The sequence below is a fragment of the Pseudomonas cichorii genome, from assembly GCF_003700275.1.
GTDB classification, from domain to species: domain Bacteria; phylum Pseudomonadota; class Gammaproteobacteria; order Pseudomonadales; family Pseudomonadaceae; genus Aquipseudomonas; species Aquipseudomonas cichorii_B.
Genome location: NZ_RBRE01000014.1, coordinates 78,072 through 100,991 on the forward strand (window position 1 = coordinate 78,072; position 22,920 = coordinate 100,991).

Below are 22,920 nucleotides of genomic sequence, written 5' to 3' on the forward strand. Positions count from 1 at the left end.
CCTTTCTTTCGAGCCAGCCCGATGAGCACGCCAACCGGCCAACCTGCTTATGTGCTCCACAGTCGGGCATATCGCGAAAACAGCGCTCTGGTCGATTTCCTCACGCCGCAAGGTCGCTTGCGCGCCGTGCTGCGTAATGCTCGTGGCAAGGCCGGTACTCTGGCGCGTCCCTTCGTGCCTCTGGAGGCCGAGTTTCGCGGGCGTGGCGAGCTCAAGAATGTCGGTCGCATGGAAGGTGCCGGGGTTGCCATCTGGCTGGTCGGCGAAGCCTTGTTCAGCGGCATGTACCTCAATGAACTGCTGATTCGCCTGCTGCCTTCGGAAGATCCGCACCCGGCGGTTTTCGATCACTATGCCGCGACCTTGACGGCGTTGGCGCAAGGCCGTCCGCTGGAACCGCTGTTGCGTTCGTTCGAGTGGCGTCTGCTGGACGATCTGGGCTACGGCTTTGCGCTGGACGTCGATATCAACGGCGAGCCGCTTGTTGCCGACGGTCTGTATCGTCTGCAAGTGGATGCCGGTCTCGAGCGGGTTTATCTGCTGCAGCCCGGGTTGTTTCAGGGCGTGGAGCTGCTGGCTATGGCCGAAGCGGACTGGAGCGCCCCGGGAGCCTTGTCCGCCGCCAAGCGTTTGATGCGTCAGGCATTGGCCGTGCATCTGGGCGGTCGCCCATTAGTGAGCCGCGAACTGTTTCGCAAGCCGTGAGCAGGCTTTATGCTCTGCGGTCTGCTTCGATCAAACTTCAGGAGACACCCGTGACCCAAAGCACTCGCATCCTTCTTGGCGTGAATATCGATCACGTTGCCACGTTGCGTCAGGCCCGTGGTACACGCTACCCGGACCCGGTGAAGGCCGCGCTGGATGCCGAAGAGGCGGGCGCTGATGGTATTACCGTGCATTTGCGTGAGGACCGTCGTCATATTCAGGAGCGCGATGTGTTGCTGCTCAAGGACGTGTTGCAGACGCGCATGAACTTCGAGATGGGCGTGACCGAGGAAATGCTGGCGTTCGCCGAGCGCATTCGTCCGGCCCATGTCTGTCTGGTTCCGGAAACCCGTCAGGAACTGACCACCGAAGGTGGCCTGGATGTTGCCGGACAGGAAGCGCGCATCAAGGCTGCGGTCGAGCGACTGGCGAAGATCGGCTGCGAGGTGTCACTGTTCATCGATGCGGATAAGCAACAGATCGCTGCTTCAAAGCGCGTAGGTGCTCCGGCTATTGAGTTGCATACCGGTCGTTACGCCGATGCCCAGACACCAGAGGAAGTTGCCCAAGAGCTGCAGCGGATTGCCGACGGTGTAGCGTTTGGTGTGGCTGAGGGCCTGATCGTCAATGCCGGCCATGGCCTGCATTATCACAACGTCGAAGCGGTGGCTGCGATCAAGGGCATCAACGAACTGAATATCGGCCATGCGCTGGTTGCACATGCCCTGTTCGTGGGGTTCAAGTCGGCAGTGGCCGAGATGAAGGCCTTGATTGTGGCTGCGGCCAGATAAGCTTTTTCGCGGATGAGTCCACTCCCGCACGGACTGTGCAGGAGTGGACTCATCCGCGAAGACTCACGGCTTGCGCCCAACGATGACTGCCCGCATCGGCGCTGGCAAACCTTCCACGGTGCGGCTGTGGTCTGCCGGATCGAGGAAGTCGCCCAGCGACTGGTAGCGCATCCACTCGGTACTGCGCTGTTCCTGCACGGTGGTGGTGCTGACATCGACGCAGCGCACATCGGTAAATCCGGCGCGCCGCAGCCATAGTTCCAGTGCCGGGACCGAGGGCAGGAACCATACGTTACGCATTTGCGCATAGCGATCTTCCGGGACCAGCACCTGCTGGACATCGCCCGGCACTACCAGGGTTTCCATGACCAGTTCGCCGCCTTTGACCAGGCAGTCTTTCAAGGCCAGTAAATGGTCGATGGGCGATTTGCGGTGATACAGCACGCCCATGGAAAACACCGTGTCGAAGCCTTCAAGGCTGGCCGGCAGATCTTCCAGGGCGAAGGGCAGGTGCCAGGCTGGAAGGTCCGGAAGGTAGCGTTGCATGGCCTGGAACTGGCAGAAGAACAGCCAGTTGGGGTCGACACCAATCACGCTGTCGGCACCGGCACCCAGCATGCGCCACTGGTAATAACCATTGCCGCAGCCGACATCCAGTATGCGTTTGCCCGTGAGGTCCAGGTGTGGCGAGACTCGCGACCATTTCCAGTCCGAGCGCCATTCGGTATCGATATGCACCCCGAATACGTCGAACGGCCCCTTGCGCCATGGTGAAAGGCCCATTAGCGCCTGGCGCAGTCGAGTGCGGGTTTCGCCGTCACACTCGACTTCCAGGGTAAAACTGTCAGTCAGTTCGACACGGCTGGCGGCAAGTGCGGGCAGGGCATCCAGCGCGCTTTGCCAGCGTTGCAGGTCGCCGTGTCCCTTTGCCATCTTGGCATCGAGTTGTGCTTGCAGGCCATTGGCCCAGTCAGCCAGTGGCGTACCCGCAAGACGGCGGGCAAGTGGAGCGAGATCAATCATGGCAGGGCAATCAACGAGGCAAAGTTAAGGCATTGGAACCAGGGAACGACCTTGGAAAAACCGGCAGCCAGCAGGCGTTCACGGTGTTCTTCGAGGCTGTCGGGTTTCATGACGTTTTCGATGGCGCTGCGTTTCTGGGCTATTTCCAGATCGCTGTAGCCGTTGGCGCGCTTGAAGGCGATGTGCAGATCGGTCAGCAGCGCATGTTCCTGCTCGTCGCCAAAGCGCAGTTTTTCCGAGAGGATCAAGGCTCCGCCAGGCACCAGTGCCTGACGAATGCTGCTCAGCAGCGTCAGGCGCTGTTCCGGGGCGATGAATTGCAGGGTGAAGTTCAGCGCCACCACCGAGGCTGGCTGGAAGCGCAAGGCCAGAATATCGCCCTCGATGACCTCGACAGGCAGCAACTCCTGAAACATCGAATCCTGGGCATTGAGGTATTCCCGGCAGCGCTCGACCATCGCCGTCGAGTTGTCCACGGCAATCACCTTGCAGCCTTCGCTGCGCACATGGCGACGCAAGGCCTGAGTCACGGCCCCCAGTGAGCTGCCCAGGTCATACAGAACGGTATCGGGCCTGGCGAACTGGGCTGCGAGCACGCCCAGATTTTCGACAATCGTCGGGTAGCCGGGCACCGAGCGCTTGATCATGTCGGGAAACACCCGCACCACGTCTTCGTTGAAGGCGAAGTCAGGCACCTGAGCCAGTGGCTGGGCGAAAATGCGATCGGGTTCTTTGCTCACGGCGGTTCCGGCGAAGGCTTTGAAAGGCGGGCATTCTAGGCAAGTTGTCGCCGTGATGCATCAGGCACGGCAGGTTGTCTGACAGAGCGCGTCCAACCTTCAGTTCACTGTGATCGCACACTCGAATGTCTGCTCGGGAGCCGCTTCCGGGGTCCAGGGTTGCTGGTAGATCATCAACAGTTGTCCAGCGCCTGCATCAGTCGCCTTGTAGCGCCACACCGATTGTCCGCCGCTGCCGACCATTTCAGTGCTTTGCGAGTTGTTGTATACCTCAGGGCCCAGGCTGCGCAGGACGTTCTGCGCCGGGTTCTGGATCTGCCAGCGAAAGCCGGTGGTAGGGTTACTGGGCAGGGTGAGGATCAGGGTCTGGCCGCTCTTGAGAGTCAGCGGGCAATCGCTCTGGGCATCCACCGATACAATGTTTTTCGGCGTTTGCGCGCAGGCAGTCAGAAGGGCGAGGCTCAAGGGCGCGAGGATTCGGGCTGAGGTCATGGCAAGGTCCGGGTTTGCGTGACGATGCTGAAGGATAACGCATTGCGGGTGGGGCACGATCAACAACCTTGTATGTCCATCACCAGGCGGCTGCTTGGTAGCCTTTATGAATGCCTTGAAGCGCTCCTTACATTCGGCCAAGTGACAAATTGGATCGAATCAGGAAGCTTCCTACATGGCTATTGGGCGAACTCTGAGTTCTATTTATGCTTCTTTATGAAGTAATCGGCTTGCTCAAAAAAAGCCCCTCAGGCAGTGGATACAGGTTTCCTGTTCATTGAAGATGCTGCTGATAGGGTGAATAGAACTATCGTTTTATTTCTCAAAACTGTTTTTGGAGTTTGGGTTGTCTTCAGCTTCCTGGAAGTTACTTATAAAGACCGAGTAAAAGATTAAGGATATCGTCGAGTCGCCAATGCTTTGTCGCACCAATGATGTCATTTTGCCTTGCCTTGTTTGCTGGTGAATGGCCTTGTGTGGTGCGCTGCGTCCAGAATGAGGTGGCATTTCGATAAGGAAGTGGCACAATTGCGCAGGTTTTCATATGGCACACCGTTCACGATTCTCGGCGACGACAGGCACAAGGTGATCGTCGCGCATGGCGTATCAAGCGTTGCTGCGAGCTGTATTGATCATTGATCCCTGCGCTCAGCAGAAAGAAAAATTGGTTTTTTCGGTCTTGAAGGCTTGTTGATCCAGGACTGCCTGCCTCATTTTCAGGAATTATTATGTTCAGCGGAAAAAAACTTCTCATTTCAGGCGGTACCGGTTCTTTCGGCAACGCGGTCCTCAAGCGCTTCCTTGACACTGATATTGCGGAAATCCGTATCTTCAGTCGCGACGAGAAGAAACAGGACGACATGCGCAAGCGCTATGCCAATAGCAAGCTGAAGTTCTACATTGGCGATGTGCGCGATTACCAAAGCGTGCTCAATGCCACGCGCGGAGTCGATTACATTTTCCATGCGGCCGCTCTGAAACAGGTTCCGTCCTGCGAATTCCATCCGATGGAAGCGGTCAAGACCAATGTCATCGGTACCGAGAACCTGCTTGAGGCAGCGATCCAGAACGAAGTTCGTCGCGTGGTCTGCCTCAGCACCGACAAGGCTGTCTATCCAATCAACGCCATGGGTATTTCCAAGGCGATGATGGAAAAGGTCATGGTTGCCAAGTCGCGTAACCTGGACGAGAACAAGACCGTTATCTGCGGTACCCGCTATGGCAACGTAATGGCTTCGCGCGGATCGGTGATTCCGCTGTTCATCGAGCAGATCCGTGCTGGCAAGGAACTGACCCTTACCGATCCCAACATGACCCGTTTCATGATGACCCTGGGCGATGCGGTCGATCTGGTCCTGTATGCCTTCGAGCATGGCAACAATGGCGATCTGTTCGTACAGAAGGCACCGGCGGCTACCGTAGAAGTGCTGGCCAAGGCGCTGACTGCGCTGGTAGGCAAGCCTGAGCATCCGATTCAGGTCATCGGCACACGCCATGGCGAGAAACTGTATGAAGCGCTGCTGAGCCGTGAAGAAATGGCCTGCGCCGAAGACAAGGGCCAGTATTTCCGTATTCCGCCAGACCTGCGCGACCTGAACTACGCCAAGTTCGTCGAACAGGGCGAAACCAAGATTTCGCGCACTGAAGATTACAACTCGCACAATACCGAGCGTCTGGATGTCGAAGGCATGCAGCAACTGTTGCTCAAGCTGGACTTCATGCGGGCAATCCAGCGTGGCGAGCATGCTACGCCGGAGGAGTAAGGCATGAAGGTTCTGATTACGGGCGCCAATGGTTTTGTTGGCCAGAATCTGGTTTCCCATCTGGGTGAGCGGGCTGACGTGCAGGTGCTGCGCTTCACCCGTGACGATTCTCTGGACAGTCTGCCTGGGCTGGTTGCCGAGGCGGACTTCATTTTTCACCTGGCGGGCGTCAATCGTCCCCAGGATCCGCAAGAGTTCCAGACGGGCAATACCGACCTGACGCGGGCCTTGTGCGACGCCATTGTTGCCAGTGGGCGTCAGGTGCCGATTCTGTACACCTCGTCCAGCCAGGCCGAACTGGAAAACCCGTATGGCAGCAGCAAACGCGGTGCCGAAGAGGCACTCCTTGCACTGAATGCCAGTCACGGTGTGCCGGTTCACCTGTTTCGGCTTCCAAACGTTTTCGGCAAATGGGCACGTCCGAACTACAACTCGGCTGTTGCCACGTTCTGCCATAACGTCGCCCGTGATCTGCCGATCAGCATCAATGATCCGCAGGCACGCATCACCCTGGTGTACATCGATGATGTGATCAGCCACTTCGTGGCTGTCATGGACGGTAAACAGGCCGGTACGCCATTCGTCAGTGTCGAGCCGCAGTATTCGATTACTGTGGGTGAGCTGGCCGAGCAGCTGAATGTCTTTCGCGACAGTCGCCAATCGATGGTCACCGAGCGGGTCGGCACCGGTCTGGTGCGAGCCTTGTACTCGACCTACCTGAGCTACCTGCCGCCTGAGCGCTTCACCTATGAAGTGCCCAAGCATGGTGATCCGCGTGGTGTGTTCGTGGAAATGCTCAAGACGCCGGACTCGGGTCAGTTTTCCTACTTCACGGCGCATCCGGGCATTACCCGTGGCGGTCATTACCACCATTCCAAGACGGAAAAATTCCTGGTCATCAAGGGCGAGGCCTGTTTCCGTTTCCGCCATATCGTTTCCGGCGAGTTCCATGAGTTGTTCACCAGCGGTGAACAGCCCCGGATCGTTGAAACCGTGCCGGGCTGGACCCACGACATCACCAACGTTGGTGAAGACGAGATGATCGTGATGCTCTGGGCCAATGAAATCTTTGACCGCGAGCACCCGGACACCTACTACCGCCCAGTCGGTACCGAAGCCTGAGCTGCTGTTGACAGGATATTGAAATGAAAAAGCTGAAAATTGTAACTGTCGTGGGTACGCGGCCTGAAATCATTCGTCTGTCGCGGGTCATGGCGGCCCTGGACGAGCATTGCGAGCATATCCTGGTCCACACTGGCCAGAACTATGACTACGAGTTGAACGAGATCTTCTTTCAGGATCTGGGTATCCGCAAGCCGGACCACTTCCTGAATGCGGCGGGTGCCAGCGGTGCCGAAACCATCGGCAACGTGATCATTTCCGTTGACCGTGTACTGGCTGAAATCCAGCCTGAAGCACTGCTGGTACTGGGCGATACCAATAGCTGCATGGCGGTGTTGCCAGCCAAGCGTCGCAAGATTCCGACCTTCCATATGGAAGCTGGCAATCGTTGCTTCGACATGCGCGTTCCGGAAGAAATCAACCGGCGCATCGTCGACCACACGGCCGACATCAACCTCACCTACAGCACCATTGCCCGTGACTATCTGTTGCGTGAAGGCCTGCCTGCGGATCGCGTGATCAAGACCGGCAGCCCGATGTTTGAAGTGCTGGGATACTACCGTGAAGGCATCGACAACTCCGATGTCCTGACTCGCCTGGGTCTTGAGCCTGGCAAGTTCTTCGTGGTCAGCGCACACCGCGAAGAAAATATCGACTCGGACAAGAACTTCCTCAAACTGGTGGACGTACTCAACACCGTGGCAGAGCAGTTCGACCTGCCGGTAATTGTCTCCACCCATCCGCGCACCCAGAAGCGTGTCGACGCGATGGGCGTGACCTTCCATGCCAATGTGCGGTTGCTCAAGCCTCTGGGCTTCAAGGACTACAACAAGCTTCAACTCGAATCCAAGGCCGTACTGTCCGACAGCGGCACGATCAACGAGGAAGCTTCTATCCTGAATTTCCCGGCCCTGAACATCCGTGAAGCTCACGAGCGTCCTGAAGGCATGGAAGAGGCTGCGGCCATGATGGTCGGGCTGGAAACCGTGCGCGTACTGCAAGGCCTGAATATTCTCGAAAGCCAGTCGCGTGGCGATGTGCGTTCCTTGCGTCTCGTGGAGGATTACAGCATGCCCAACGTTTCCGACAAGGTCGTGCGTATCCTGCACAGCTACACCGACTACGTGAATCGCGTTGTCTGGAAGCGGTACTGATCCGAGTGGTAGAAATGGCTGAAAAAACGTTAAAGATTCTGGTAGTGACGCAGTATTTTTGGCCGGAGAATATGCGGATCAATGATCTGGTCCGCGATCTTTCTGAGAAAGGGCATGAGGTGACCGTCCTGACGGGCTTGCCTAATTATCCTGAAGGGAAAGTATTTGAAAGTTACCGCCAGAAGCCTGAAGAATTCAGTCCCTATTGCGGTGCCGAAGTGGTGCGGGTACCGCTTGTCCCTCGTGGCAAGCGCAGCCTGAGCCTGGTGCTCAACTACCTGTCGTTCTTCATCAGCGCCTCGACGCTGGGTGTTTTCAAGCTGCGCAAGCGCAAGTTCGATACGATCTTCGTGTACGCCGTTTCACCAATCATGGCTGCCATTCCGGCGCTGGTGATTGGCTGGTTGAAGCGTGCGCCAGTGTTTGTATGGGTGCTTGACCTGTGGCCTGAAACCCTGCGTGCCGTTGGCGTGGTGAAGCAGCCATGGCTGCTGGCTCTGGTCGGCAAGCTCGTTTCCTGGATCTATAACCGGACGGACTATCTGCTGTTGCAATCCCATGGCTTTCTGGACAACGTCCGGCGCTATTGCACCCGACCGATTACCGATGAGCGACTGGTCTACTTCCCGAGTTGGGCCGAGGACGATTTTTCATCGTCCTCACCGCCATTGTGTGATTTGATCAAGCAGGACCCGAACGTGTTTACGGTCGTGTTTGCCGGCAATCTTGGTGATGCTCAGGATTTCCCTGCCATACTGGAGGCAGCCGAATCGCTGCGTGCCAGCCATGCCGTGCGCTGGGTCATTGTTGGCGATGGTCGCATGAGTGAGTGGCTTGCCGAGCAGATATCGGTCAGGCAACTGGATAACGTGCATCTTCTCGGGCGACATCCGCTGGAGGCCATGCCTGGGCTGTTTGCCCAGGCGGATGCCTTGCTGGTATCGCTGAAAACCAATGATGTGTTTGAAAAGACCATTCCCGGAAAGGTCCAGGCATACCTGGCTTCGGGCCGCCCCGTATTGGGAATGATCAATGGTGAAGCAGCGCGGGTAATCAATGAGTCCGGTGCCGGTTTTGCCTGTGAGTCCGGCGATGCCCAGGGGCTGGCGACGATTACCCGTCAACTGGCTGAAACTACCCAGGCCGAACGCGACAGCATGGGTCGGGCAGGGCGCCACTATTATGAGCAGCACTATGGCAAGGGCAATCTACTGATGCGTCTGGAAACCCTCTTTCATCAAGCTACCCTTCGCAAAGCGAGCCAGTCATGATTCCCTCGTCTGTTTTACTGACTGGTGCAACCGGTTTTGTCGGTAAAGCACTACTCACCAGTCTCATCAAGCGCGGTGATCACGTGACTGCTGCAGTGCGCAGTGCTTCGGCGCAAGTCGATCCACAGGCCACGATCAGCACTGTCACGAGCCTGGACGGGCAGACGGACTGGCAAGACAGTCTCGCGGGTGTACAAGTGGTGATCCATTCGGCTGCCCGTGTACATGTCATGAACGACACTGAGGCCGATCCGCTGGCTGCGTTTCGTAAAGTCAACGTCGAAGGGACTCTGAACCTGGCACGCCAGGCTGCAGCGGCGGGAGCCAGACGCTTTATCTTCATCAGTTCCATCAAGGTCAATGGTGAAGGTACTCAGCCGGGCCAGCCTTATCGTGCTGACGATACGCCTGCCCCCATGGACCCGTACGGGGTTTCCAAGATGGAAGCCGAGCAGGGCTTGCGCGCCCTTGCCGAGCAGACCGGGCTGGAAGTCGTGATTATTCGTCCTGTACTGGTCTATGGGCCGGGAGTGAAAGCCAACTTCCTGTCGATGATGCGCTGGCTGGACAAAGGTGTTCCGCTGCCTTTTGGTGCGATCGATAACCGGCGCAGCCTGGTTGCCCTGGATAATCTGGTCGACCTGATTGTGACCTGCATGACCCATCCCGCGGCTGCCAACCAGACTTTTCTGGTCAGCGATGGCGAAGATCTGTCGACGACCCAATTGCTCAAACGCATGGCAAGTGCGCTGGGCAAGTCGGCGCGGCTGTTGCCGATCCCGTCTGCCCTGCTGGAGCTGGGGGCGAAGATGCTGGGCAAGCGTTCGCTGTCACAGCGTTTGTGTGGATCCTTGCAGGTGGATATCGATAAAAATCGTTCATTGTTGGGCTGGACTCCTCCAGTGAGCGTTGACAAGGCCTTGTCGATGGCCGCTCGTCACTATCAGGAAAACCAGAGCAGGTGATTCAAGGTTCCTGATATGGGTAGCGGCACTCAGGTTCAAGGTGCAAGTCGGCAAATGCCTTGTGACCGGGTTGCAACATGAATTGTTTTCAACGGCGTCATACGCCATGAAGTCCGAACAGACGACATGGAGTCAGGTGGAGATAGAGGGATGATGATGAAGTTACGCTCGCGAATGCTTGGCCTTTCGCGCAAGAACAAGCGAATAGTGCAGGTCGGCGCCGATATCCTGTTGGTGTGGGTTGCCTTACTGCTCGCGTTTGTCGTGCGGCTGGGCGTTGACGCGGCCTATACGTCCATCTTCGATCACTTCTGGTTGTTCGCCGCGGCACCAGTCCTGACGATTCCTATCTTTATCCGCTTCGGTATGTACCGTGCGGTCATGCGCTTTTTTGGCAATGATGCGCTGATCACCATTATCAAGGCCGTCAGTCTGTCTGCCTTGCTGGTTTCACTGGTCGTGTACTGGTATGGCGACCATGAAGTGGTTGTCCCTCGCTCGGTCATTTTCAATTACTGGTGGCTGAGCCTGGTGATGATCGGTGGCTTGCGCCTGATCATGCGCCAGTACTTTCTGGGCGACTGGTTCATGGCTTCCCAGCATGTTCCTTTCACCTCACGTGACAATGGCTTGCCCAAGGTTGCAATCTATGGCGCCGGCGCGGCAGGCAATCAACTGGTCGCCGCCTTGCGTCTCGGGCGCTTGATGCGGCCGGTGGCGTTCATTGACGACAACAGTTCGATTACCAAGCGTACTGTCGGCGGGCTGTTGGTCTACAAGCCCAGGCATATCCAGCAAATGATCGATGCCACCGGTGCGCAGGAAATTCTCCTGGCCATTCCATCGGCGACCCGTACCCGTCGACGCGAGATTCTTGAGTATCTGGAAGGCTATCCGCTGCATGTGCGCAGCGTGCCTGGCTTCATGGATCTGGCCAGTGGCCGGGTCAAGGTCGATGACATTCAGGAAGTGGGCATCGCTGACCTGCTGGGTCGCGACTCGGTGTCGGCACAGGACGATCTGCTGGAGCACTGTATTACTGGCAAGGTCGTGATGGTTACCGGCGCGGGTGGTTCGATCGGCTCTGAGTTATGCCGTCAGATCCTCATGCTGAAGCCTGCCCGGCTGCTGCTGTTCGAGCACAGCGAATTCAACCTCTACAGTATTTTCGGTGAACTGGAGAAGCAGGTTCAGCAGAACGCGCTCAATGTCGAAGTGCTGCCAATCCTGGGTTCGGTACGCTACTTCGATAAAATGGTCGATGTGATGCGGACCTGGAACGTCGAGACGGTCTATCACGCTGCCGCCTACAAGCATGTGCCGATCGTCGAGCACAACAGCGCTGAAGGCGTGCTGAACAATGTCATGGGTACGTTGCACACGGCACAGGCGGCCTTGCAGGTCGGTGTTGCCAACTTTGTACTGATCTCCACTGACAAGGCGGTTCGTCCGACGAATGTCATGGGCAGCACCAAAAGGCTCGCCGAAATGATCTTGCAGGCGCTCAGCCGCGAGGTTGCGCCGATACTGTTCAGTGGCAGCAGCAAGGTTTCCCACGTCAACAAGACCCGTTTCACCATGGTGCGCTTCGGCAATGTGCTGGGCTCTTCCGGCTCGGTGATCCCGCTGTTTCACAAGCAGATCAAGAGCGGTGGTCCGTTGACGGTGACCCATCCGAATATCACCCGCTACTTCATGACCATACCCGAAGCGGCGCAACTGGTGATTCAGGCAGGTTCCATGGGGCAGGGCGGGGACGTTTTCGTGCTGGATATGGGCGCGCCGGTGAAAATCATCGAGCTGGCCGAGCGGATGATCAACCTGTCAGGCCTGAGCATGCGTTCCGAGCGCAATCCACATGGTGATATCGCCATCGAATTCACCGGTTTGCGTCCAGGGGAAAAACTCTACGAAGAACTGTTGATCGGCGATAACGTGGTGCCGACCCGTCACCCGATGATCATGAGCGCCAATGAAGACTTCCTGCCGTGGGACACCCTGAAGGACAAGCTGGAGTCGCTGTTGAATGCCGTCGCCAACGATGACTATCCACGTGTGCGGCAGATGCTGAGCGAGCTGGTGGCCGGTTACACGCCTGAAGGCGAGATCGTCGACTGGATGCACCTGGAAAAACGCATCAACAATCAGTAACTCTCTTCTCATCCGGCAGCGCGGTGTAGTACACACCGCGCTGTCCGTCGATCAGAACAACACTTTCGCCACATCCGCAAAGCGTTTGGCGAAGTGCACGGTCAGTCCTTCCTTCAAGTAGTCCGGAAGTTCCTCGAAGTTGCCACGGTTGGGCTCCGGAAGGATCAGTTCGTTGATCTTCTGGCGGCGTGCCGCGATGACCTTTTCACGCACCCCGCCAATCGGTAGCACATGCCCGGTCAGGGTCAGCTCGCCGGTCATGGCCACGCCTTTTTTCGGCGGCTGGTTGCGCGCCAGTGACAGCAACGCGCTGGCCATGGTCACGCCGGCACTCGGGCCGTCCTTGGGCGTTGCGCCTTCCGGTACGTGCAGATGCACGAAGGCTTCGTCGAAGAACTGCGCATCACCGCCAAAGGCTTTCAGGTTGGAGCTGACGTAGCTGTAGGCTATTTCGGCAGACTCTTTCATCACATCGCCCAGTTGTCCGGTCAGCTTGAAGCCACGGTTCAGGGTGTGAATGCGTGTGGCTTCGATCGGCAAGGTGGCGCCGCCCATGCTGGTCCAGGCCAGGCCGGTGATGACCCCGGTGCCGGACAGAACCTGTTCGCTGCGGAACACTGGCATGCCCAGCGAGGCTTCCAGGTCCTTGTTGCCGATCTTGATCACCGAGTCTGGCTCATCCAGCAGTTTGACCACTGCCTTGCGCACCAGCTTGCCCAGTTGCTTTTCCAGTTGCCGGACTCCGGCTTCGCGGGCGTAGCCTTCGATCACGGCACGCAGGGCGCTGTCGCTGATCGACAGCTTGTTTTTGGCTACACCGGCCTTGTCCAGTTGCTTGGGCCACAGGTGGCGCTTGGCGATGGCGAGTTTTTCTTCGGTGATATAGCCGGACAGGCGAATTACTTCCATGCGGTCCAGCAGCGGACCGGGAATCGAATCCAGGGTGTTGGCGGTGCAGACGAACAGGACCTTGGACAGGTCCAGGCGCAGGTCCAGATAGTGATCGAGGAATTCGACGTTCTGTTCCGGATCCAGGGTTTCCAGCAGCGCGGAAGCCGGATCGCCTTGATAGCTTTGGCCCATCTTGTCGATTTCATCGAGCATGATGACCGGGTTCATCACTTCCACATCCTTGAGCGCCTGCACCAGCTTGCCTGGCTGGGCACCGATGTAGGTGCGACGGTGGCCCTTGATTTCCGCTTCGTCGCGCATGCCGCCCACGCTCAGGCGATAGAACGGACGCCCCAGGGATTCGGCAATCGAACGGCCGACGCTGGTCTTGCCTACGCCGGGCGGACCGACCAGTAAGACGATCGAGCCGCTGATTTCGCCTTTATAGGCACCCACGGCAAGGAATTCGAGAATCCGCGCCTTGATATCGTCGAGCCCGGCATGGTGCTGATCAAGTACCTTGCGCGCATGCTTGAGGTCCAGCTTGTCCTTGCCGTAGACACCCCACGGCAAGGAACTGGCCCAGTCCAGATAGTTGCGGGTCACGGCGTATTCGGGCGAGCCGGTTTCCAGCACCTTGAGCTTGGCTATTTCTTCGTCGATTTTCTTGCGCGCCTGGGCGGGCAGGGTCTTGCCTTCCAGGCGCTGCTCGAACTGTTCGATATCGGCACTGCGGTCGTCCTTGCTCAAGCCCAGTTCCTGCTGGATGACCTTGAGTTGTTCCTTGAGGAAGAACTGGCGCTGGTGTTCTCCAATCTTGCGATTGACCTCGGCGGATATCTCTTTTTGCAGGCGTGCGACTTCGACTTCCTTGCGCAACATCGGCAGGACTTTTTCCATCCGCTTGAGCATCGGCACGCAATCGAGCACTTCCTGCAGTTCGACGCCGGTTGCCGAGGTCAGCGCTGCGGCAAAGTCGGTGAGGGGCGAGGGATCGTTCGGGCTGAAGCGGTTGAGATAGTTCTTCAGCTCTTCGCTGTACAGCGGGTTGAGCGGCAACAGTTCCTTGATCGCGTTGATCAGGGCCATGCCGTAGGCCTTGACCTCGTCGGTCGGCTCCTTGGGTTGCTGCGGGTATTCGACTTCCACCAGATAAGGCGGGCGATGGTGCTTGAGCCAGGTGCGGATGCGGACCCGGCTCAAACCCTGGGCTACAAACTGTAAGCGACCATTTTCGCGACTGGCATGGTGAACCTTGACCAAAGTGCCATACTCGGGAAGTGCCTTGGTATCGAAGTGACGCGGATCCTCCTGAGGGGTATCCATGAAAAACAGCGCCAGCGAGTGATGCTCGGACTTGCTGACCAGCTCGAGAGTTTCGGCCCACGGCTCTTCGTTGACGATCACAGGCAGTACCTGTGCCGGAAAGAAAGGGCGGTTGTGGATCGGAATGATATAGACCTTGTCCGGCAGCGTCTGGCCGGGGAGGGCAAGGGAGGTGCTGTTGGAATTCAGGTGGATCGTGTGTTCGGCTGCGTCATCAGGCAAATCTTGCGAGTCTTTCTGCTGGTCGCTCATGGTGCACCTGCGAAATTGAACATGATGCTTAGATGGGGCAAGTGGCCTCAGGTTTCAATGGGGATGGTCGATAGCGTAGGTAGGAGGCAATCAACCCATGAAATGTAAGGCCGTGCCTTGCTTTCACAGGGCTTGATTGCGCATTGGCACAATGCCTGATGTTGCGTGCTCTCAATGGGTTCGACAGTTCATCTGCATGCGAAACCATGCCAAGGCTGGCGTTCCTGTTAGCAGTACTGCCGTTTTGGATTGAATCGAGTATGACCAGAGTATTTTCCCCTGTTGTTCTGGCTGGATTATTGATGTGGTCCGCTGCACATGCATCGGCTGCAGCCTTGACGGCCCAGGTCTTCGACAAGCAAGGCAAGCCGCTTGCCGATGCCGTGTTGACGCTCAAAGGGCCGGCCGGGCCGGCTACCAGCGCTGGCAAGGCCGATATGGACCAGCGCGACCAGGAGTTTTCGCCGCGGGTGCTGGCTGTGCATACCGGAGCGCAAGTCAAATTCCCCAACAGTGACAACATTCGTCACCAGGTCTATTCCTTTTCTCCGGCAAAGCGTTTCGAGCTGCGTCTCTATGAAGGCACGCCTTCTGAGCCGCTGCTGTTCGACAAGGCGGGTGTCGTGGTGCTGGGCTGCAACATCCATGACTGGATGGTCGGCTACATCTATGTCACCGATGAGCCATGGTTCGGGGTGACCGACAGCAATGGCACGCTCAAGCTTGATCAGTTGCCTGTCGGCCATTACACGGCAACGCTCTGGCACCCGCAGGCCGAAGACATGCAGCCGGTTTCGGGCGGCGAGTTCGATGTTCCGGCGTCGGGCCTTGCCCAGCGTTTCAACCTTGATGTCGAGGTCACGCCTGAAGATAAACCTGCCAGGCCCGCTCCGGGAGCGTTTGGCGATGCTTTCCACAAGGCTGCTCATTGATGAATCTTCGTAACAGCTTCCAGGCGCGCATTGCCTGTGTATTGATCGCTTTGCTGCTGATCGTGGTCGGTGCGGTGTTCTTTGCCGTCAAGATCGCGACCGGCGATGCGGTCCGTACTCAGGCTCAGGCACAACTGGAAGTAGGTAGCCGGGTTTTTGAGCGTCTGATCGAGCTGCGCGGCAGGCGCCTGCGCGATACGGTGCAATTACTGTCTGCCGATTTTGGTTTTCGCGATGCAGTTGCCAGCGAAGACTCATCCACCATCCGCTCGGTGCTGTTGAACCACGGTGGGCGGATCAATGCCAGTGACATGTTTCTGCTGGGCATGGACGGCACGGTGGTCGCCAGTACCGAGGCCGAAGTGCCGGAAGGTTCCAAGTTCGTTTACGACCAGGCCTTGCGCAATGCCAAACGCAACAAGCAATCGGTACTGATCGTTCCCGGTGGTGGCATACCGCATCTGCTGGTCGAAAGTACCGTGCTGGCGCCTCTGCCACTTGGGCGGGTGGTGATGGGGTTTGCCATCGACAGCGATATTGCCCAGGAACTGCGCTCGCTCAGTGGTCTGGAAGTGTCGTTCCTGACCGTGGAAAACGGTCAGCCGGGCAAATTGATCAGCACTCAGCCCGAAACTTCGCATGCTGACCTTGTCGAGTTGATGATGAGCTCTTCCGAAGGACAGATGCGGGTAACCGAGCAGTCGAACCTGAACTTTCTCAGCCAGTCACTGATGCTTGCCAATACCGGCCAGGCCAGCGACGGACAAGTGATTGCCTTGCTGCAAAGCCCGCTGGACAAGGCCTTGCAAGCCTTTGCGCCGCTGGACGAAAAAATCTTCTGGATCTCACTGGCGGCGCTGTTTGCCTCTTTGCTGGGAACACTGGCACTGGCTCGCAGTGTGTCCACTCCGGTTCGTGAGCTGGCTCTGGCGGCCAAGCGTATCGAAGACGGCGATTATGAAACTCCGGTAGTCATGAAGCGCAGCGACGAACTGGGCATGCTCGCCGGCGCCATCAATGCCATGCAGGAGGGTATCGCGCTACGTGAAGGGCAACTGGCACACAACGCTTTGCACGATGCGGTAACCGGGTTACCGAACCGTGCGCTGGTCATCGAGCGGCTGGGTAGCGCGATTGCTGCGGAACGGCCGGTGGCGTTGATGTATCTCGGCATCGAGAACATGGCCTCGATCAACGAAAGCTGTGGTGCCGATGGGGTTGACCAGTTGCTGCGTCAGGTAGGGCAGCAATTGCAGGACGCCTTGCACTCTGGCGATACCGTTGCCCGGGTGACGCCCAATGAATTCCTGTTGTTGCTGGACAACACCAGCAGCGATGGCGCGGTGGCCATGGGCGATACCCTGCAACGTATCCTCAGCGAACCGCATCGTGTCGATAACCATGACATCTCGCTTGAGTGCTGCATCGGTATCACGACTTACCCGGAAAACGGCGGTGCTCCCCAGGAACTGCTTAGCCGTGCGGCGATTGCCCGCAAGGACGCCATCAACCTGCCGGGCCGGATGCAGATCTACCAGGATGGCCGCGACCTGGCCCACCAGCGCCAGATCAGCCTGATTCGCGACTTGCGCAAGGCGGCGCAGAATGGCGAACTGATGCTGCATTACCAGCCCAAGCTGGATATCCGCAAAGGACATGTGTCTCAGGCCGAAGCCTTGTTGCGCTGGAGTCATCCGCAGTTCGGCAATGTTTCGCCTGCCGAATTCATCGTGCTGGCCGAACGTACCGGCAGTATCCAGTTGCTGACCAACTGGGTGATCGAAGAAGCCATGCGCCAGTTGGCCGAATGGAATACGCGCGGCCTGTTCATCCAGTTGTCGGTGAATATTTCAGCCGACGATCTGCTCGGTGGCGATCTGGTCGGGCACGTTACCACCTTGCTGGAACACTATGGCGTGCCTGCCGAACAACTGATTTTCGAGATCACTGAAAGCGCGGTGATGAGCGAACCGGAAAAAGCCCTGGTGGTGCTCCATCGCTTGCGCGATTGCGGCATCAGTCTTTCGGTGGATGACTTCGGCACCGGCTATTCTTCGTTGGCACACCTCAAACGGCTGCCGGTACAGGAGTTGAAGATCGACCAGTCCTTCGTTCGCAATCTGGATGAAACCAGTGAGGACGCAGTGATCGTGCGCTCCACCATCGAGATGAGCCACAACCTCGGGCTCAAGGTGGTCGCTGAAGGCGTCGAATATCAGCACAGCCTGCAATTGCTTGAGCGGTGGCATTGCGACACGGCTCAGGGCTACCTCATCAGTCGCCCCTTGACCGCCACAGCGTTCGAGGCATGGATCGCCGCGTCTCTGACTCCCCCCAGCCTGATGGTTAATTGAGCTATGACCTACAGAATTTCGTTGTTGTTGGGTTGTTTTCTGGAGGCTTTCACGTCCCTTGCCATGGCCGATAACGGTCGTCTGATCGCCACGGGCGGAGCCAGCAGCATAGAAGGCGCTGCGGGCGGCGGGATCACGCCATGGGCGGTGATTACCGGTTATGGCGAGCAGGGCGAGTGGGGCGCCAGCGCCTTTGCCACTCACGTCGATTTACCTGACTACACGCTGGATGTGGCCGGCATGGCCGTTGCTTACGGTAATCGTGTCGAGCTGTCCTATGCCCATCAGCGTTTCGATCTGGGCACCCTGCAGCACAAGCTGAGCCTGCCTGAAGATAACCTGACCCAGGATGTTTTCGGGGTCAAGGTGCGGCTGTTCGGCGATCTGATCTACGATTCCTTGCCGCAAGTGTCACTGGGCGTGCAGTACAAGCACCAGAACGATTTCCTGATTCCGAGCCTGATCGGTTCAAAGCGTGATTCGGACGTCGAGGGCTACCTGACTGCCAGCCGTCTGTTCATGGGTGCGGCCTTTGGTTACAACGTATTGGTCAACGGCGGTGTGCGTTACAGCCGCGCCAACGAAACCGGTTTGCTGGGCTTTGGTGGCGACCGCCGCGACAGCCGCAGCGTGCTCAAGGAAGGTTCGGTAGCGGTGTTGTTCAACCCGCGCTGGGCCATGGGCGTCGAGTATCGCGAGAAGCCGGACAACCTGTCGTTTGCCGGCGAGAGCGATTGGGCGGACGTGTTTGTCGGCTACTTCCCCAACAAGCATCTGTCGATTGTTCTGGCCTATGCCCGTCTGGGCGAAATCGCCACGCTGGATAACCAGAATGGTACTTATCTGTCCGTGCAGGGGAGCTTCTGATGAGCCGTCTATTGATGTGCCTGATGATCGCCTTGCTGGTGGGGTGCGCCCAGCAGCCGCCCAGGGATGACAGCCTCTATCAGGACCTGGGACAACGCGCCGGTATCCAGCGGATTGTCGAAGGCATGCTGATGAACATTGCCAGGGATGACCGCATCGTCGAGCGTTTCCGGAAAATCGACATCGTGCGTCTGCGCGACAAGCTGGTGGAGCAGTTTTGTGTTGAAGCGGGCGGCCCTTGCCAGTACACCGGTTCCAGCATGGCTGAATCGCACAAGGGCCAGAACCTGACCCGTAGTGATTTCAACGCTCTGGTGGAAAACCTGATCGATGCCATGGATGCCGAGAAAATTCCGGTGCCGGTGCAAAACCGCCTGATCGCCCGCTTGGCGCCAATGCGTGGCGAGGTCATTGAGAAGTAAGCGCCGGACATGACAGCCAGATCGTTTCTGCAATGATCTGGTTGCAGGTTTGTTTTGTAATGTTTCCTCTTTGTATTCATGAAGAAATATTAATTTGCAGTTCGCTGTCGAGGAATGCAAGTTTCCTTTCTGGCGCATATAACTGATGCATCAAAAACGCATGCAAAAGAAATAAGCGGCTCTGTTTTAGAAAGTATTTCTAAATCTTTCCGGGATATGGTATTTCGTTGCGGTGCCTCAGGACTGCCTTGCGCATCGGCTCTGTCAGCGTTGCACAGGCGTGTGCACGACACTTTGTGTGTTGGCTTTGATACAACTCCGTACAGAAATGAGCACTGTATCAAGCCGTAGTCTTTCAGTTAAAACGCGGCATTACTCGTTCAGGTCTTTTTGCCTTGGTCATCCGTTTGGATAACCAGGACAGTTTTCAGTGTGCGTCACATTTCTCAGGGAAGTTATATGTTGCAGAAACAAAGTCTGTTGTTGAGTGCCGTCGCTCTGGCGGCTGTGGTGATGTTGCCGCTGGCCAGCGCGCAAGCGGCTGCACCGGTCAAGGAGCCCGTGCAGCAAGGGATAAGAGCCTTCAAGTTGTGCACCGGTGCCGACAACCTGTCGCACATTCAGGAAGGGACGCTCGATCCGAAGTTTCGTACCGATGTCGATGTCATCCATTTCAAGGAAACTCCGGCCCATTCCTCCTACGACTGGCACCCGGCCCCTGAAGAGCAATACGTGATCAGCCTTGCGGGCACGCTTGAGTTCTTCACCACCGGTGGCGAAACCTTCGTGCTGCGCCCTGGCGATGTACTGGTTGCACAAGACACCACTGGCCCTGGCCATCGCTGGGAAATGATCGGTGACCAGCCATGGCGTCGCGCCTATATCACCCTGAAACCCGGCGTGAAGACGGCGTTCGTACCCAAGGCCGGCTCCAAAGGCTGCTGACCGGACGCAGTGCCCGGTGTCAAAAAAGGCGGCTACCCTGTTGGGGTAGCCGCCTTTTTCATTGCTTCAGCGCCTCATCATTTCGGCAGTTTGAATGCCATGACGTAGTCACCCTGTCTGGTGCCCAGTGAGCCGTGACCACCGGCTACCACCAGCACATATTGCTGGCCGTCCTTGCCGGTGTAAGTCATCGGTGTGGTCTGTGCGCCTGCTGGCAGACGGGCTTCCCACAACTGTTTGCCGTTACGAACATCGTAGGCGCGCAGGTACTGGTCCAGCGTTCCGCTCAGGAAAGCCAGGCCACTGGCCGTGGTGAAGGTCCCTCCGAGGCTTGGAACGCCCATGGTCAGCGGGATCGGCACCGGCGAACTGTCACGTACAGTACCGTTCTTGTGCATCCAGATGGTCTTGTGGTTGGTCAGGTCGACAGCCGCCACGTAACCCCATGCTGGCGCCTGGCAAGGCAGGCCCATCGGCGAGAGCAAGGCTTCGAGAATCACGCCATAAGGTGCGCCTTTATTGGGTTGCACACCTTCGGTTTCGCTCTTGCGACCCGGACCTGCCTCAACCTCGGCCGCAGGCACCAGTTTCGAGCGGAAGGCCATGTAGCTCGGGTTGACGAAGGCGATCTGACGAACCGGGTCAATCGAGATACCGCCCCAGTCGAACACGCCGAAGTTGCCGGGATAAACAATCGTGCCTTGCAGCGATGGCGGAGTGAACGGGCCTTCGTAGCGCAAGGACTTGAAGTCGATCCGGCACAGCATCTGATCGAATGGCGTGACGCCCCACATGTCACGCTCCTTGAGTGGCGGCGGCATGAAGTTCAGATCGGATTTGGGCTGGGTCGGCGAAGTGCGATCCCCTTCGACCGCACCTTGCGGCACTGGCACTTCATTGATCGGCACTATGGGTTGGCCGTTGCTGCGGTCCAGTACATAGATGCTGCCTTGCTTGGTCGAAGCCAGTACCGCCGGTTTGACGCCATCGGCGGTCTTCATGTCCATGAGCGTCGGTTGACCGCCCACGTCCATGTCCCACAGATCGTGATGGGTGAACTGGTAATGCCAGCGCACATGACCGGTTGCGATATCCAGTGCTACCAGACCGGCGCTGTATTTCTCCGAGGCCGGGGTGCGATTGCCGCCCCACTGATCAGGCATCTGGTTGCCCATCGGCAGGTAGAGCATGCCCAGTTTTTCATCGACGCTGAACATGGACCACATATTCGGCGAGTTGCGTGTGTAGGTCTGGCCTTCGGCGATAGGCGTGGTGTCGTCCGGGTTGCCGCTGTCCCAGTTCCATACCAGGCGGCCGCTGTGTACGTCGTAGGCACGAATCACACCCGAAGGTTCGTCGGTTGAGACGTTATCGGTGACATGGCCGCCGATCACCACCAGGTCTTTGGTCACTGCCGGTGGCGAAGTGGAGTAGTAGCCGCCCGGAGCAAAGGTGCCGATGTTGGCGCTGAGGTCGATTGAGCCCTTGTTGCCGAAGTCTTCGCACATCTTGCCGGTGTCGGCATTGAGCGCGATCAGGCGGGTGTCAGCGGTGGGCAGGAAGATCCGGCGCGGACAGACGTTGCCTGCTGCGCCTTCGGCTGCCGGTGCTGCCGGGCTTTGCGCTGGTGCGCTTGCCGCGTAGGCCGCGTCATCGTGATACGAGACGCCACGGCAGGTCATGTGGGCCCAGCCTTTGAAGTTTTCCGCATTCTGGGTGCTGATTTTCGGGTCGAAGCGCCAGATCTCCTTGCCGCTGTCCGGATCCAGGGCAATCACCTGGCTGTGCGGCGTGCACACATACAGCATGCCGTTGACCTTGAGCGGGGTGTTCTCGGCAGTGGTTTCTCCCGGATCGCCCGGGCCCGGAATATCGCCTGTGCGGTAAGTCCAGGCTGGCACCAGCGTGTTGACGTTGTCCGGCGTGATCTGCGCCAGCGGTGAGTAACGATCGCCAAAGGCAGTGCGGCCATAAGACTGCCAGTCGCCATCGGGCATGGCGGGCGCGGTGTTGCTGGTGCCAGCTGTCTCGCGGTCCAGTTGTCCTTCGATACGACCGGGATGGGTGAACTGGCTGGCCAGTGCGGCAAGCCCGGCCAGCACCACAGCGCCAGTCAGCGCGCCGGTTCCCAGCCGCGCAGGCTCGCCCCGCAGCAAGGGCCGACGAAACCATGGCAGCAACAGGACAATGCCGAGTGCAAACCAGAGTGCCAGGCGTGGTACCAGTTGCCACCAATCCAGGCCGACTTCCCACAATGCCCAGACCGTGCTCGCAAACAGCAGGAGCGCATACAGGCCAATTGCGGAGCGACGTCCGAGGATGAGCAAGATGCCCGTGACTGCAAAGCCGATCCCTGCCAGCAGGTAATAGAGTGAGCCGTCCAGCTGCATCAATCTGAGGCCGCCGACCAACAGGACCAGACCCATCAGTGCGATCAGCAGACCGAGCAAAGTGGGTAACAGGCGATTTCTACTCAAAGCACCTTCAGTGCTCATAATGCGAATCTCCGTGACGATTGAATGTGTTATTGACGCTCTGCTGCGTCTTGCGCAGTGGCGTCATGTTTTTGAACGCTAGTTCTTGAAACGAATTTCTGACAGCCGATATCAACCATTGGTCAGAAGATCCTGCTCAGGCCCGAAAGGCGGGCGTTGAGGCGTAGACCATCAATGTTCGGGTTCGTGCATCGAAATAGGTGTGACAGGCGTGATGGAATGCGGCCCAGAGTCAGGCCATCATCGATAATGATAGGGA

18 protein-coding genes are annotated in these 22,920 nt (G+C 57.8%); 13 read left to right on the top strand and 5 right to left on the bottom strand.

The genetic code is table 11. From position 1 onward, the window contains the following. The first annotated feature begins 21 nt into the window (after positions 1–21). Entirely contained in the window at positions 22–705 is a 684-nt protein-coding gene (gene recO, locus ALQ04_RS03700; RefSeq protein WP_122314505.1) for a DNA repair protein RecO, read from the top strand. A gap of 50 nt (positions 706–755) precedes the next feature. Continuing rightward, on the top strand, positions 756–1,496 hold the full coding sequence (pdxJ, locus tag ALQ04_RS03705) for a pyridoxine 5'-phosphate synthase (RefSeq protein ID WP_122314506.1): 741 nt from the start codon (positions 756–758) through the stop codon (positions 1,494–1,496). A 63-nt stretch (positions 1,497–1,559) separates the two neighbouring features. Here the strand turns inward: pdxJ and cmoB are convergent, their stop codons facing one another. The 3 genes from cmoB to ALQ04_RS03720 all read right to left on the bottom strand — a co-directional run bounded on the left by cmoB (position 1,560) and on the right by ALQ04_RS03720 (position 3,751). Further along, complete coding sequence (gene cmoB, locus ALQ04_RS03710) at positions 1,560–2,519, bottom strand: tRNA 5-methoxyuridine(34)/uridine 5-oxyacetic acid(34) synthase CmoB (protein ID WP_122314507.1); 960 nt, start codon at positions 2,517–2,519, stop codon at positions 1,560–1,562. Next, positions 2,516–3,259, bottom strand: a complete 744-nt coding sequence (cmoA, locus tag ALQ04_RS03715) for a carboxy-S-adenosyl-L-methionine synthase CmoA (RefSeq protein WP_122314508.1) — start codon at positions 3,257–3,259, stop codon at positions 2,516–2,518. Before cmoA ends, cmoB begins: the two co-directional genes overlap by 4 nt. Positions 3,260–3,358: 99 nt before the next feature. After that, the gene (locus ALQ04_RS03720) at positions 3,359–3,751 is read right to left on the bottom strand and encodes a protease inhibitor I42 family protein (protein WP_122314509.1); all 393 of its coding nucleotides are present in this window, start codon (positions 3,749–3,751) and stop codon (positions 3,359–3,361) included. A 728-nt stretch (positions 3,752–4,479) separates the two neighbouring features. On the opposite strand from ALQ04_RS03720, the gene ALQ04_RS03725 reads away from it, so the two are divergent. The 6 genes from ALQ04_RS03725 (at position 4,480) to ALQ04_RS03750 (ending at position 12,177) form a co-directional block, all read left to right on the top strand. Continuing rightward, on the top strand, positions 4,480–5,514 hold the full coding sequence (locus ALQ04_RS03725; RefSeq protein WP_122314510.1) for a polysaccharide biosynthesis protein: 1,035 nt from the start codon (positions 4,480–4,482) through the stop codon (positions 5,512–5,514). A gap of 3 nt (positions 5,515–5,517) precedes the next feature. Next, positions 5,518–6,636 (top strand): UDP-2-acetamido-2,6-beta-L-arabino-hexul-4-ose reductase, encoded by a 1,119-nt coding sequence (wbjC, locus tag ALQ04_RS03730; protein ID WP_122314511.1) that lies wholly within the window; start codon positions 5,518–5,520, stop codon positions 6,634–6,636. 23 nt (positions 6,637–6,659) lie between these two features. Next, on the top strand, positions 6,660–7,790 hold the full coding sequence (gene wecB / locus ALQ04_RS03735) for a non-hydrolyzing UDP-N-acetylglucosamine 2-epimerase (RefSeq protein WP_122314512.1): 1,131 nt from the start codon (positions 6,660–6,662) through the stop codon (positions 7,788–7,790). 14 nt (positions 7,791–7,804) lie between these two features. After that, positions 7,805–9,061: a glycosyltransferase family 4 protein gene (locus tag ALQ04_RS03740; RefSeq protein WP_122314513.1), complete on the top strand. Its 1,257-nt coding sequence runs from the start codon at positions 7,805–7,807 to the stop codon at positions 9,059–9,061. Beyond that, positions 9,061–10,026 carry an SDR family oxidoreductase gene (locus ALQ04_RS03745; protein ID WP_122314571.1) on the top strand — a complete coding sequence of 322 codons (966 nt, stop codon included), beginning with the start codon at positions 9,061–9,063 and terminating at the stop codon, positions 10,024–10,026. The genes ALQ04_RS03740 and ALQ04_RS03745 overlap by 1 nt, the downstream gene beginning before the upstream one ends. A gap of 153 nt (positions 10,027–10,179) precedes the next feature. Beyond that, complete coding sequence (locus ALQ04_RS03750) at positions 10,180–12,177, top strand: nucleoside-diphosphate sugar epimerase/dehydratase (protein ID WP_122314572.1); 1,998 nt, start codon at positions 10,180–10,182, stop codon at positions 12,175–12,177. 51 nt (positions 12,178–12,228) lie between these two features. Here the strand turns inward: ALQ04_RS03750 and lon are convergent, their stop codons facing one another. Beyond that, positions 12,229–14,646, bottom strand: coding sequence for an endopeptidase La (gene lon, locus ALQ04_RS03755; protein ID WP_122314514.1), 2,418 nt, complete (start codon positions 14,644–14,646; stop codon positions 12,229–12,231). Positions 14,647–14,906: 260 nt separating this feature from the next. Here lon and ALQ04_RS03760 point away from each other — a divergent pair, with 260 nt between their 5' ends. The 5 genes from ALQ04_RS03760 to ALQ04_RS03780 all read left to right on the top strand — a co-directional run bounded on the left by ALQ04_RS03760 (position 14,907) and on the right by ALQ04_RS03780 (position 20,166). Then, positions 14,907–15,578: a methylamine utilization protein gene (locus ALQ04_RS03760; RefSeq protein ID WP_122314515.1), complete on the top strand. Its 672-nt coding sequence runs from the start codon at positions 14,907–14,909 to the stop codon at positions 15,576–15,578. Further along, on the top strand, positions 15,578–17,932 hold the full coding sequence (locus ALQ04_RS03765) for a bifunctional diguanylate cyclase/phosphodiesterase (RefSeq protein WP_122314516.1): 2,355 nt from the start codon (positions 15,578–15,580) through the stop codon (positions 17,930–17,932). Before ALQ04_RS03760 ends, ALQ04_RS03765 begins: the two co-directional genes overlap by 1 nt. A 3-nt stretch (positions 17,933–17,935) precedes the next feature. Further along, complete coding sequence (locus ALQ04_RS03770) at positions 17,936–18,799, top strand: DUF3034 family protein (RefSeq protein WP_122314517.1); 864 nt, start codon at positions 17,936–17,938, stop codon at positions 18,797–18,799. Continuing rightward, a complete protein-coding gene (locus ALQ04_RS03775; RefSeq protein WP_122314518.1) occupies positions 18,799–19,221 on the top strand; it encodes a group 1 truncated hemoglobin in 423 nt (140 codons plus the stop codon). The genes ALQ04_RS03770 and ALQ04_RS03775 overlap by 1 nt, the downstream gene beginning before the upstream one ends. Before the next feature lie 459 nt (positions 19,222–19,680). Then, positions 19,681–20,166 carry a hypothetical protein gene (locus ALQ04_RS03780; protein WP_183142102.1) on the top strand — a complete coding sequence of 162 codons (486 nt, stop codon included), beginning with the start codon at positions 19,681–19,683 and terminating at the stop codon, positions 20,164–20,166. Positions 20,167–20,243: 77 nt separating this feature from the next. Here the strand turns inward: ALQ04_RS03780 and ALQ04_RS03785 are convergent, their stop codons facing one another. Beyond that, on the bottom strand, positions 20,244–22,661 hold the full coding sequence (locus ALQ04_RS03785) for a glucose/quinate/shikimate family membrane-bound PQQ-dependent dehydrogenase (RefSeq protein WP_122314519.1): 2,418 nt from the start codon (positions 22,659–22,661) through the stop codon (positions 20,244–20,246). Positions 22,662–22,920: the final 259 nt, after the last annotated feature.